Below are 12,056 nucleotides of genomic sequence, written 5' to 3' on the forward strand. Positions count from 1 at the left end.
TAAAGCACGTTGATTTAATCCATTGACCGGATGGTGGTGTCCGGGTGTGGCACGGCTGCGGCGTGCCGGTAAGGGAAGCAGGCTGCCCGACGGGCTGGTGGCGGGAGCATCGGCGCTTCCTAAACCAGCTCAAAAAAGTGGACGCCGATGCTCCCAGATCTCACTGTACCGTCTTCCCTGGCCGTTCTTCTGGCCGTGTTTCACCGCGCCGACGTTCCAGGTGTTCCGTGCGCTGGCCTGCGGGATGCTCGCCGCGACCGGCCGGCGGACGGTGTGCGGGATGCTCGTGGGCGCGGGGCTGTCGCGGGTGTGGCCGCACGACCGGGCGCACCGGTTCTTCATAGTGATCGCCGGGCTGAGCACGTGAAGCCCCTGGGCGACGAAGCCCGGATCGGCGCGACGATTGAGCCAGGCCCCGGACCGACGCGGCTTGAGGTCGGGTGGCCCAAGGATGCGAATCCCCTGGGCCACCCGATCTCAGAGTCGGCGGGTGAAGTGGAAGGCCGCGATCGTGAAGCCGGTCCGCAGGTAGAGCCGGTGCGCCTCGTAGCGGTGGGTGCCGGCGTCGAGATGGATATGTTCGCAGCCGAGCCGGCGCGCCTCCCGTTCACTCCAGGCGAGCAGCCGGGTGGCGTGCCCCCGCCCCCGCGCCGCCAGGATCGTGGACAGGTCGTCGATGACCAGATGCCGCCCGTAGGCGAGCGAGGTCACCTGCCGGAATCCGACCGCCGCGACCACCCGTCCCAGCTCCCCGTCCCACGACGCGACCAGGCGGTATCCCTCGGGGCGCTGGACCTCGTTGACGAGCTTGACGAACCCGGTGGAGGTCAGATGCGGCCGAAGCTGCCGCATGGGGTCGAACGCCAGCCAGGTACGATCCGCCTCCAGCTCCTCGATCTTCACATACCGTATTCTTGCAGCTTCACCAGGTGAGCCGATGTCCCCGGACGGGTGGAGCGCTCAGAACCAGCCGCGGCGGCGGCCCAGGTGCTCCAGCTGCTGGTGGAGCAGCCCGGCGAGCTGGTGCCGGTCGGTGTCGTGGTGGCCGAGCCGGAACCGGCTGAGCTCGTCGCCGCCGGAGGACAGCAGCCCGCCGCGGCGGTCGGCCTCCAGGACGACGTCCACCCCGGAGCCGTCGACGAGGAAGGTGACTTCCAGTTCGGAGATGCGCCGGGCGTACTCGCCCGACGGCTTCAGCTCGATCTCCTGGTAGAAGGGCAGGTCGGAGCCGTGTAGGCGGCCCTTCTCGACGTCGGCGGACCTGAAGTGGAAGCCGAGGTCACCGAGGGAGGTGAGCACCGCCTCCTGGACGGGCAGCGGGTGCACGTTCACCGCGTCGAGGTCACCCGGGTCCACCGCCCCGGGGATGGCCAGCTTGGTCCGCACCCCGATCTTCATCCCGTGCAGGTGCCACCCGCCGATGTCGGTGATCGGGGTCTGCCACGGCACGGGCAGCTCGAAGCGGCCGCTGATCTGCTGCTCCGGGTGGATAGTGAAGTCGCCGCCGATCTGCTGGGTACCGAAGGTGATCTGCTCGTGCCAGGTCGAGTCGTCGGTCTCGACCTCGACGGTCGCCTCGAGCGTGACGAGGACCTTCTCGATCTTCTGCTCGACCTTGCCGCCGGTAACGGTGGTCAGACCGGTCACGACCTGGCCCGGCAGGGTCTCCGGACGGTCCAGCACGGTCTCGACCTCGGCCCCGCCCACGCCGAGCCGCGACATGAACCGCTTCATCCCCATGGGTGCCCGTCCTCTTCCATTCCCATTCTCGTGTGTGCGTAGGACACGTTCTCACATCCGCAGGACGACCGGACCGCCGGAACCGCTCCCGGGTCGGCAGGGTGACAGCGGGCGGGGCGCGTCAACGGGCCGGTGGCGCGGATGGGGTACGGCGTCCGGCTTCGGGGCGAACCGGTACCATTCCGCTTCGTGACCTGCATCGTCGGGGTACAGCAGGACGGCCGGGTCGTGATCGGTGGGGACAGCGCCGGTGTCGCCGGCTGGTCTATCACTGTCCGTGCGGATACCAAGGTATTTCGTAACAGTGAGTTCATTATGGGGTTCACTGATTCGTTCCGGATGGGCCAGCTGCTCCGCTACAGCCTCGTGCCCCCGGTCCCGCAGGACTGGGATCTCGATCGGTTCATGGCGACGGACTTCATCGCGGTGGTCCGGGACTGCCTGCGCGACGGCGGCTTCGCCCGCAACGACTCCGGCAATGAGAGCGGCGGGCTGTTCCTGGTCGGCGTCCGCGGACACCTCTACCGCATCGACTCGGACTACCAGATCGGCCGCAGCGTGGACGACTACTACGCGGTCGGCAGCGGCGACGAGTACGCCTGCGGCTCGCTGCACAGCACCCGGGGCCTCGACCCGAAACAGCGGGTCCGGATGGCGCTGGAGGCCGCGGCCCACCACTCGACCGGGGTGTGCCCGCCGTTCCACATCATCTCCTCCGACGACATCTCCTCCGACGACGTGACCACCTACGACGCCCCGGACTGACCGGACGCCTCGGACTGACCGGACGCCTCGGACTGGCCGGACAGCGGTCAGCGGTGGAGCCGTTCCGCGGCCAGTGCGGCGAAGGCCGACGTGCCGGCGAGCGGTTCGAAGCGTTGCGCGGCGGCGGTCAACGTGCCGTACTCGTCCTCAGTGAGCGTGATGTCGGCCGCGGCGACGTTGCTCTCCACCTGGGCGACGCTGGACGCCCCCGGGATCGCGACGACCGACGGATGATGGATCGCCCAGGCCAGCGCGATCTGGGCGGGGGTGGCGTCGTGCGTGGCGGCGACCTCGCGTAGGACGTCGAGCAGCGGGGTGGCGCGGGCCAGGTTCTCGGTGAGGAACAGCGGGTTTATCGCGCGGATCCGCCCGGTCGGGCGGTTCGTGACGTCGTAGCGGCCCGAGAGCAGCCCCTGGCTCAGCGGGCTCCAGGCGATCACGACCCGGGACTCCCGGGCGGCGAACGCCAGCAGCTCCTCGCCCCGCCTGCGCCGAACCAGGCTGTACTCGACCTGGTTGGACAGGATGGGCGCGCCGAGCGCCGCCTCGGCGTCCTGCCAGCGGGTCAGCGAGTAGTTGCTGACCCCGACGTCCCCGACGAGGCCGATGGTGCGCAGCGCCGCCATCCCGCGCATCGTCTGGCCGTCCCTGATCACCGGATTGGGCTGGTGGACCTGGTACAGGTCGATGCGGTGCACCCCGAGCCGGTTCGCGCTCGCGACCGCCCGCTGCTCGACGATCGGAGCCAGCGGGAGCACGGGGAACAGCTTCGTCGCCACATACGCCCGGTCCAGCGCGTCCGGGATCCCGGCCAGCGCCGAGCCGAGGATACGTTCGCTGCGCCCCATCCCGTAGATCTCGGCGGAGTCGAACAGTGTCACCCCGAGTTCGAGGGCCCGGCGCACGATGCGCCCGGCCTCGGTGTCGGCGTAGCTCGCCCCGTACCCCCACTCCCTGGACCCGAACTGCCAGGTTCCGAGGCCGATCTTGGATATCTTCTTACTGCTGGCTGTCGTGATGCCCTCGACGTAGCGCATCTGTCCAGTGAACGCCCGACCGTGCCGGGGCGCGAGAGGAGCGTCACCGGTAGCCGCTCCGATGCCGGTGTCGTCGGGGGATCGTCTTGCCCGGGGATCGTCTTGTCCGCGAATCGTCTTGTCCGGGGATCGACAGCGTTCCCGGCGCCGACGTGTTCGGCTGTACCCTCCGGCAGCTGCTAGTTTGCCGGCAGTCCGGTTCGTGCGGATGCGGGCGGGTGCCGGCTGGCCGGTTGGGCACGGTAATGCCGGTAGGTAATGGTTGTGCCGGTCCGTCACGGAACGCCAGGTGGAGGGAGCGTGTTGGTCACCCAGTTCAGTCGAGGGCAGAAGGCGCAGCTGTCGACGATCACCCCGGGCACCGACCTGTACGTCGGGATCCAGATCAATGCGCCGGGGGAGTGGGACATCTCCTGCTTCGGCCTGGACGGCGCCGATCGCCTCACCGACGACCGCTACTTCGTCTTCTTCAACCAGCCGGCGTCGCCGGAGAAGTCCATCCAGCTCCTCGGGCCGCAGGCCGGCGACAGTCAGGCGTTCCGGGTCACCCTTGACCAGATGCCCGCCTCGATCGGCCGGCTGTCGTTCTGCGCCGCCCTCGACGGTGCCGGTAGCGCCTCGGCGATCTCGTCGGGGTACCTGCGGATCGTCGTCGCGGGAACCGAGGTGCTGCGCTACTCCTTCACCGGCGCCGACTTCACCAGCGAGCGCGCCGTGATGATCGCCGACATCTACCGCAAGGGCGTGTGGCGGATCGCCGCCGTGGGCCAGGGGTTCCAGGGGGGACTGGCCGAGCTCATCCGCTCTTACGGCGGTGAGGTCGCCGACGAGGCGCCGCCGCCGGCCCCCGCCCCCGGGTTCGGCGCCCCGCCCGCTGCACCGCCGCCGCCCATGGGCTTCGCGGGTGGGATGCCCGCCACCGGCATGCCGGGTGGGATGCCGCCGACCGGCGCATTCGGCGGACCCGAGATCCTGCCGTCGCAGGCCCGACCTACCCCGCCCGGGGCGATGAACAGCCTGGATCCCTACCGGGAGGTGCCGACCGCCGGTCGGTGGACCCAGCAGAACGGCAAGCTGGTCAAGGTCACCCTCGGTCCGGATGCGTTGGCGCTGCGCGGGTCGATGGTCGCCTACCAGGGCAGCGTCGAGTTCGACTACAAGAGCGGCGGGCTGCGCGGTCTCATCGAGGGCAAGCTGACCGGCCAGAGCCTCAAGCTGATGACCTGCAAGGGCTCGGGTGAGGTCTTCCTCGCCCAGGACGCCGCGGACCTGCATATCGTCGAGCTCGGCAGCTCCTCCCTCTGCATCAACGCGAAGAACCTGCTGGCAATGGACGCCACCGTGCGCACCGAGGTGCGTCGGATCGAGAGCCCCGGCATCCCCGGCGGGGGGTTCTTCCACTTCGAGGTCTCCGGGCCGGGTTCGGTGGTCGTCATGACCAAGGGGTCCCCGATGACTCTCACCGTGCAGGGCCCGACCTTCGCGGACATGAACGCCCTCGTCGCCTGGACCACCGGCATGCGGGTCAGTGCGTCGACTCAGGTCCGGATCTCCCGGCAGATCTACGCCGGCAGTAGCGGCGAGGCACTGGCCCTGCAGTTCATGGGGTTCGCGGGGCACTTCATCGTCGTCCAGCCGTACGAGGTCTGAGGCGTGTCGACCATCCGGGGAGTGTGCCCGGCGGGAGGACCGCTGGGGGAGAGGAGCGGGCCGTGCAGGGCAGCCTGATCCAGCATTACGGACTAACTCCGATCATGGAGCGGATGAGCAGGCACGGCTCGAAGATCGCCAAGGTGGTCATGAACCCGGGTCAGGATCTCTTTGCCCGGGTCGGGTCGATGATTGCCTACGAGGGGCTGATCGACTTCAACCCGCAGCCGCCGCAGCTCGGCCGGATCGCCTCCTCCTGGGCGACGGGTGAGGGCGTTCCGTTCATGACGGCGACCGGCCAGGGGCTGCTGTACCTCGCGGACTATGGCAAGGAGGTCATCGTCGCGCAGCTTGCCGGCGAGGGACTCTCGGTCAACGGCAAGAACATCCTGGCCTTCGACGCCGGGCTGCAGTGGAGCATCGAGCGGGTCCGCGGCATCACCATGCTGTCCGGGATGGGGATGTTCAACGTGGTGCTGCGTGGGCACGGTTGGGTGGCGCTGACCGCCAAGGGCAGTCCGATCGTGCTCGACACCCGGGAAGCGTCGACCTACGTCGACACCGACGCCCTCGTCGCCTACACCGATGGGCTGCGCGTCGAGCCCCGGCGCACCGCCCGGCTTGGCGGGCTCATCGGGCGCGGATCCGGGGAGGCGTTCCAGCTCGGCTTTTCCGGCCAGGGGTTCGTCGTCGTGCAACCGAGCGAGGACGAGCGGCCGACCTTCTCGGTGCGGGGCTGAGGCCGCGATGGCACGGTGGGGGCGGGCGGCCGGATACCGGCGCCGAACGGCGGAGCGCACCGCGGAGAGGACGGGGACGGCGACATGACGCAGGGCGGGATGTACGGCGGCCACCCGAGTGGTCCGCAGGGCAACTATCCCGGCGGTGGTCCGGGCTATCCGCCGGGCCAGGGGACACCCCCCGGTGGCTCCGGTGGTCCCGGTGGGCCGGCCGGCGGCCTCCGCAGCAGTCTCCTGGACAATCCCGAGCGTCCCTCGGACGAGCCGTTCTCCCTACAGAACGGCAAGATGCTCAAGGCGACGCTTGGCGCCCGCGGGATGCGGGAGTTCTACGCCCGCAAAGGCGCGATGGTCGCCTACCAGGGTGCCGCGAACTTCGACGCGCACTGGGAGGGCTGGGGCTCGCGTTTCCGCAGCTTCTTCAGCGGCGGCGAGGGCCTGAACCTCATGCAGGTCTCCGGATCGGGTTCGGTCTTCCTCGCCAACCAGGCGCAGGACATCCACATCCTCGACCTGGTCGGTGACGGGCTCACCGTCGACGGCAAGAACGTGCTCGCCTTCAACGTCGACCTGATCTGGGACCTGGTGCGGGTGGACAGCCAGGTCGGCATCGCCGGTGTCGGGAGTTACCAGGTCGAGCTGCGCGGCAACGGCCGGGTCGCCGTCTGCACGTCCGGGGCGCCGCTGGTCATGCACGTAACGCATCAGAACTACTACTTCGCGGACGCCGACGCGGTCGTCGGATGGTCGTCGAGCCTGCAGGTCTCGATGCAGGCGGCGGTGACGTCCTCGGCCGTGTGGCGACCCCGGGGGAACACCGGGGAGAGCTGGCAGATGCAGTTCACCGGCGAGGGCTTCGTCATCGTGCAGCCCTGCGAGCTACTTCCGCCGTACAACGCGATCGCGGGTGCCGGTCCCGCCGGACAGTTCGGCCTCGGTCAGGGCGGGTTCCAGGGCAACCAGCTCGGCGGTCACGGTGGTCACGGTGGTCACGGCCCAAGCGGCGGTGGCGGCCTAGGCGGTCTGTTCGGTAACCGCTGAGGCGACACCGCCTGCGACGGACGGGCGGCGCGCGGGCTCATCTCGCTCGCTCGACGCCCTCGGCATTCTTGGCGTACCCGGCATTCTTGGCGAACACGTCGGGGGTGCGGACGTGTTCGGGCCGGAATCCGATGCCGATGACCCGCCCGAGCACCCGTCTGATCCGCGGCGCCGCCGTGGCGGTCACCCCATGGGACATCATGGCTGTCACCAGGTTGGACATCCCGGCCCGCACCGCCCCCGTCACCGTTCTTGCCGTCGCGTTCGCCACCGCGTTCGTCATGGGGGCACGCGTGACCCGGCGTGACGGGCTGCCGCCGTGCGCCGGCCGCTCGTCATCACCCAGCAGGCGCACCAGGAAGGCGCCCTGCCGGACCTGGATCATCTGCATGAGCACGACCGGCCAGGTCCGCCGGCGCTGCACCCGCCGCAGCTCGGCCGGCTCGGGCGGCCCGGCCCGCAGCGTCGCGGCCATCAGGTTCGCCGTCGCCACCGCGTCCTGGACGGCGTAGTTCACCCCGACACCGCCCGCCGGGGACATCGCGTGGGCGGCATCGCCGATGCAGAGCAGACCCGGCTGGAACCATCGGCGAAGCCGGTCGACCTGCACCACCAGGGTCTTCACCTGGTCCCAGTCGGTGAGGTCGTCGACGGCACTGGACAGCGCCGGCGCCGCGGCGATGATCCGCGCACGGAACGCCGCCAGCCCGCCGGCCGTCTTCGGCTGCCGCTGCGCCGACCCCTTCCGGACCACCATGCCGCACTGCCAGTAGTCGCGTCGATCCAGGGTGATCAGGGCGTGGCCCTTGCGGAGGTGCGCCAGGGTGAATCCGTCCCCGTTTCCCTCCTCCCCACGCTCGTTCCCCTTTTCCTCCCCATGCCCGTTCCCCTCCTCGTTCCCGTTCCCGTCCCTCGCCGCCCGGCGGCCGCTCGCGGACCCGTCGCCCATGTCTTTCGGCAGCCGGAACCAGAGGACGTCGAAGGGATCGCCGTGCTCCCGCACCGGCAGGCCGGCACGGGACCGCAAGGTCGAGCGCCGGCCGTCGGCAGCCACCGTCAGATCCGCCCGGATCTCGACCTCCCCGAGGGGGCCAGCCGCGCGTACGCCCACGACCCGTCCGTTCGCCCGGACCAGGTCGGTTGCCTCGGTGCTCATCGCCAGGCGGAACGTCGGATAGGCGGCGGCCCGCTCGGCCAGAAACGTGAGAAAGTCCCACTGAGGCATCAGGGCGATGAACGGGCAGGGCGTCCGCAGGTGCCGGAAGTCCACAACGGTCCGGCGCCGGCCCGCCATATCCAAAGCCAGCGTGGCGGCCCGGGTGTGCGGGAGGCGAAGGAAGTCCGTCAGCAGGCCCAACTCCGCCATCACTGCCATCGTGGACGGGTGAATCGTGTCACCGCGGAAGTCACGGGCGAAATCGGCGTGCTTCTCCAGCACGATGACGTCCACCCCCGCGCGGGCCAGCAGCAGACCGAGCATCATCCCCGCCGGCCCACCGCCCGCGATGGCGCATCGGGTGGTCCAGCGCAACGGTGCGGACGGTGTTCCCATGCCGGCTCCCCGGATCCCCCCGGGTCTGCCCCCGCGTCGGCCGCCACCGGGCGGAGCGACCGCGGCGGTCCCCCGGAGCCTGTCGTCCCCGTCGTCCTGCCCGGACGTCCTGCCTGGCATCCTGCCCCGCCGGGGAGATGATCGAACCTGTCGACCTCGTCGCCCGTCAGGACGGGCATCAGGACGGGGGCATCGGGGCGGGAGCGTCGTGGCGAGGGGCGTCGTGGCGAGGGGCGTCAGGCAGGCGACGGGTGGGGCGTGGCAGGGCGGGCGAGCGGGCGAGCAGGACGACCCCGCCCACGACCAGCAGGGCCGCCACCGTGACACCCGTGATAACCCCGGGGGTGTCCGGGGCGGGTACCCCGAAGACGAGCACGGCGAGGGCGTAGGAGACCGTCGGATTGGTGATGTTCATGGCGGTGACGGTCGGTGCGAGCGGACCCACGGCGAACGCCATCTGCCCGAGTACGAGGCTGGCTATCGTGACTCCGCCCAAGGCGTAGGCGAACCAGTGGGTCGCGGTGGTACCGATCCCCTCGTTCAGGGTCTCGTCGGTGGCCTGCTTCATCAGCAGGGCGCTCAGCGCGAAGAACAGCCCGGCGCCGACTCCGAGCATCGCCGCACGCATCGCTGGTCGCCGGCCGCGGGAGAACACCGTCAGTGTCGCCGCGAGGGCAATGATCGCGAGGATGGCCAGCACCAGCCGGTATTCGTCCAGGGGCGCATGGGCGGGGAGGCGTCCCTGGACCGTGAGGAGCAGCGCGAGGCCTACGCAGATCGATGCCGCCGCCCACCATGCTCCCCGCGCCATCCGCAGATGGGTGCGGGCCAGGCCCAGCGGGAGCGCGAACAGTAACTGGGTGACCATGAGGGGCTGCACCTCGGCGAGGGAACCAAGGTGCAGGGCGAGCGCCTGGGTGAAGAACCCGGCGACGTTCGTCAGCCAGCCCAGCAGCCACATAGGCTCGCGTGCCAGGTCGACCAGATGCCCCATCCCGGGCAGCGCGTGCGCCCGGTCGTCACGGGCGGCGAACCGGCTGCGTCCGGCGGCGCGTTGTTGCAGAGCCGCGGACGACGCGAGCAGGAACGCGGCGCACAGGGCCAGCGGGATGAAGAGCAACATGGATCGTTCGGTCCGTCAGGTGGAGCCGGCCTGCGGGGCGGCTGCCGGCGGGCGGCCGGACGGGCCGACGGGATGGCGGCCGCCCCGCGCGGGCGTACTCATCGGGCTGGGTGCCTCGCCGGGGAGCGTCGGAGACAGCAGAGACAGCAGAGACAGCGGGACCGCCGGGACCCGGTGTACGCCGCCGAGCGGCCGGTCGAGCCGCCGTGGTGCATTGCCTGGACCGCGCATGTTGGACACGATGGCCGTAATGTACCGGCCCGGGGAACCGGATGTGGTGTATCCCGGCTGGTGGGCGCCGGTGTGATCCGAGCGGGAACGTCCTGCTCGCTGGGCCTTGGCGTAGCTGTCTCACACCCCCGGTCCACGGAAGCGGGATCGCTCCAGACCGACAGGAGCGCGGCGGTCGGCCGACCGGCCGTAAGCGTTCTACGCCCACGGCGGCAGCGACGCCACCGGCGCCGTGCGCGGCGTCGAGACGATTACCGCCGGGCTGAAGTAGAAACGCCTGCGCGAGTCGTTTTCGCCTGCCATGTGGAAAAGATTTCCGTCGACGACCGGTAGAGTCCGACACGGGTCGGGTGGACGGCCGCCTGCTTGACGTGGCATGGCGGCGATGCAATTTTTTATGACGCCCGGAACCGAATGGGACCGGTGGGACCGGTGCCGTGCGTGTCGTCAATTTCCGCCCCGGGCACGCGGTTTTCTTTCCGCTGCCCGAGCCGATTCGGAGGTGCGCTTGTGCGTCACTCTCTTCGTAGGCTCGCCGTGGGATCCTGCATTGCGAGCACCGTGCTGATCGGAACGTCGCAGATCTCGGTGACCGCGGCGACCGCGGCGACCGCGGCGTCGACGGGGCCGGTACCCGCGCCCGTCCCGGGTTCCGCGGTCGCCGCCGCGGCCGGCGCGGATGGCCTGCGGGACAGGAGTTCCCCAGCCGGTACCACGAAATCCGCGCGGGTGTGTTATTTCGAGACCAGGGGCGACTACGTACACGTCTCCAGTTCCGCTCACGAGGCGTCCGGACACGGCTGGTGGGTCAACATCGACTGCGACGTCACCAGGGCGGTCGTCACCGTCCAACTGCAGGAGTACTACAGCGACGGCACGTGGCGGAACGTCGGCACGGTGGGCCGGTCGACGGTGAAGTCCGGCGGTGGCGCCGGGAACCGGGCGACCGGGCGGGGCCACTGCAGGAGTAGCAGGCTGACGGGGTGGCGTAGCGTCATCGACGTGGATCTGCTCGGCGTACCCGACGACCCGAACAAACTCGTCACGAAGGGTCGGAACATCAGGTGCCGGCGGTAGTACACGAGGGTGACGCGGCCGGGCCCGCCGGCACCCTGTTCGTCTCCCTGTACGGCGAGCTGGCGGTGCACCCGTGGCGGGATTCCTTCGTCGCATCCTCACGCCTCCGGCGGCCTGTGGGGGATGAACGACGCCGGGCAGGACCGGCCGGCCGCCGCCGGGGCGTCGCCGTCCCGTGCCGCCTACGGACACCCGCCGTGGGAAGTCTGTTGCAGGACGTCGGCTGGTTCGCCGACTGCGCCCCGCGGCACAGCACACGGGTGCGGGTGACGGTGGACGGTGGGCAGGACCCGGCCATCCGTTCCGCCGCCCCCGCGATGCTCGACTGGCTGCGTAAACTCGACCAGCACGTCTTCTCGGATGACTCGTTCTCCCCGGCGAACGACGACCATCCGGTGCTGGAATCCGCCGTCGTCGACGAACTGTGGCAGGGACCTGCTCGGACCGGGTTACCTGCCAGGGAGCCCTCGCCGAGTGGACGTTGGGCGCGTTGGGCTGGCTGGCCGCCTTGCTCGCCGAGGCGAGTGCCCGGCACGGGGCCGGCACCCCGCTACTGATGACCGCCACCCGATCGACGAGTCGAACGGGTTGGACTCCCTGGCCGGGGTGACGGCCATCCGGCGCGCCGATATCGTCCGGGTATGGCCATCACCGTGCAGTTTATCGTCGCTATAGTGCTGGAGATCACTGGAACGCTGGCGCTCCGGGAGACCAGCGGGTTCACTCGGCTCTGGCCGACCCTGATGGTCTGTGTCTGCTATCCACTGTCATTTTTTTTCGTGTCTCGAGTATTGCAGCATCTGGAGATCGGTTTCACTTACGCGGTGTGGTCCGCGGCCGGCACCGCGGCCATGGCCGTCATTGGCGCGGCCGCCTTCGGCGAGTCGATGAACGCGGTGAAGATCGCCTCGCTGATCCTCGTCATCGTCGGCGTGGTCGGTCTCCAGTTCGGCGGTGCCCACCGCTGATCGGCTGGTAGCGGGTTCTTCGGTTGGTCAAAGCGCAGGTAGTTATACTAAGAACCGCCATCGCGTTCCGGTGTCGGTTGTGCCTCTGTCTGAGCTGCTGGTAAGGCCGGTGCGGTGGGACGGGGTGCGCGG

13 protein-coding genes are annotated in these 12,056 nt (G+C 69.8%); 8 read left to right on the plus strand and 5 right to left on the minus strand.

Going from position 1 to position 12,056, the window contains the following annotated elements:
* Nucleotides 1–220 precede the first annotated feature (220 nt).
* Complete coding sequence (locus AC08OU_RS15535) at nucleotides 221–367, plus strand: hypothetical protein (protein WP_476595613.1); 147 nt, start codon at nucleotides 221–223, stop codon at nucleotides 365–367.
* Between the two features lie 110 nt (nucleotides 368–477).
* Here the strand turns inward: AC08OU_RS15535 and AC08OU_RS15540 are convergent, their stop codons facing one another.
* Both AC08OU_RS15540 and AC08OU_RS15545 read right to left on the minus strand, forming a co-directional pair.
* Nucleotides 478–903 (minus strand): GNAT family N-acetyltransferase, encoded by a 426-nt coding sequence (locus tag AC08OU_RS15540; protein WP_011437295.1) that lies wholly within the window; start codon nucleotides 901–903, stop codon nucleotides 478–480.
* Between the two features lie 57 nt (nucleotides 904–960).
* The gene (locus AC08OU_RS15545; RefSeq protein ID WP_476600618.1) at nucleotides 961–1,740 is read right to left on the minus strand and encodes a sporulation protein; all 780 of its coding nucleotides are present in this window, start codon (nucleotides 1,738–1,740) and stop codon (nucleotides 961–963) included.
* 189 nt (nucleotides 1,741–1,929) lie between these two features.
* Here AC08OU_RS15545 and AC08OU_RS15550 point away from each other — a divergent pair, with 189 nt between their 5' ends.
* Nucleotides 1,930–2,505 (plus strand): Ntn hydrolase family protein, encoded by a 576-nt coding sequence (locus AC08OU_RS15550; RefSeq protein WP_476592619.1) that lies wholly within the window; start codon nucleotides 1,930–1,932, stop codon nucleotides 2,503–2,505.
* Between the two features lie 47 nt (nucleotides 2,506–2,552).
* On the opposite strand, the gene AC08OU_RS15555 is transcribed toward AC08OU_RS15550, so the two are convergent.
* On the minus strand, nucleotides 2,553–3,542 hold the full coding sequence (locus AC08OU_RS15555; protein WP_476600620.1) for an aldo/keto reductase: 990 nt from the start codon (nucleotides 3,540–3,542) through the stop codon (nucleotides 2,553–2,555).
* Between the two features lie 303 nt (nucleotides 3,543–3,845).
* Here AC08OU_RS15555 and AC08OU_RS15560 point away from each other — a divergent pair, with 303 nt between their 5' ends.
* The 3 genes from AC08OU_RS15560 (at nucleotide 3,846) to AC08OU_RS15570 (ending at nucleotide 6,973) form a co-directional block, all read left to right on the plus strand.
* The gene (locus tag AC08OU_RS15560) at nucleotides 3,846–5,192 is read left to right on the plus strand and encodes a TerD family protein (RefSeq protein ID WP_476600637.1); all 1,347 of its coding nucleotides are present in this window, start codon (nucleotides 3,846–3,848) and stop codon (nucleotides 5,190–5,192) included.
* Nucleotides 5,193–5,254: 62 nt separating this feature from the next.
* Complete coding sequence (locus AC08OU_RS15565) at nucleotides 5,255–5,932, plus strand: AIM24 family protein (RefSeq protein ID WP_476600622.1); 678 nt, start codon at nucleotides 5,255–5,257, stop codon at nucleotides 5,930–5,932.
* A gap of 84 nt (nucleotides 5,933–6,016) precedes the next feature.
* Complete coding sequence (locus AC08OU_RS15570) at nucleotides 6,017–6,973, plus strand: AIM24 family protein (protein ID WP_476600624.1); 957 nt, start codon at nucleotides 6,017–6,019, stop codon at nucleotides 6,971–6,973.
* A gap of 37 nt (nucleotides 6,974–7,010) precedes the next feature.
* Here AC08OU_RS15570 and AC08OU_RS15575 read toward each other — a convergent pair whose 3' ends face one another.
* Together AC08OU_RS15575 and AC08OU_RS15580 are read right to left on the minus strand one after the other, a co-directional pair.
* A complete protein-coding gene (locus AC08OU_RS15575) occupies nucleotides 7,011–8,525 on the minus strand; it encodes an FAD-dependent oxidoreductase (protein WP_476600626.1) in 1,515 nt (504 codons plus the stop codon).
* A gap of 178 nt (nucleotides 8,526–8,703) precedes the next feature.
* Nucleotides 8,704–9,648: a DMT family transporter gene (locus tag AC08OU_RS15580; protein WP_476600628.1), complete on the minus strand. Its 945-nt coding sequence runs from the start codon at nucleotides 9,646–9,648 to the stop codon at nucleotides 8,704–8,706.
* 768 nt (nucleotides 9,649–10,416) lie between these two features.
* Here AC08OU_RS15580 and AC08OU_RS15585 point away from each other — a divergent pair.
* The 3 genes from AC08OU_RS15585 (at nucleotide 10,417) to AC08OU_RS15595 (ending at nucleotide 11,924) form a co-directional block, all read left to right on the plus strand.
* Nucleotides 10,417–10,956, plus strand: a complete 540-nt coding sequence (locus tag AC08OU_RS15585; RefSeq protein ID WP_462189078.1) for a hypothetical protein — start codon at nucleotides 10,417–10,419, stop codon at nucleotides 10,954–10,956.
* Complete coding sequence (locus AC08OU_RS15590) at nucleotides 10,944–11,513, plus strand: hypothetical protein (protein ID WP_476600632.1); 570 nt, start codon at nucleotides 10,944–10,946, stop codon at nucleotides 11,511–11,513. The genes AC08OU_RS15585 and AC08OU_RS15590 overlap by 13 nt, the downstream gene beginning before the upstream one ends.
* An 84-nt stretch (nucleotides 11,514–11,597) precedes the next feature.
* Nucleotides 11,598–11,924, plus strand: a complete 327-nt coding sequence (locus tag AC08OU_RS15595; RefSeq protein WP_476600634.1) for a DMT family transporter — start codon at nucleotides 11,598–11,600, stop codon at nucleotides 11,922–11,924.
* Nucleotides 11,925–12,056: the final 132 nt, after the last annotated feature.

It is taken from the genome of Frankia sp. CcMO1 (genome assembly GCF_977945845.1).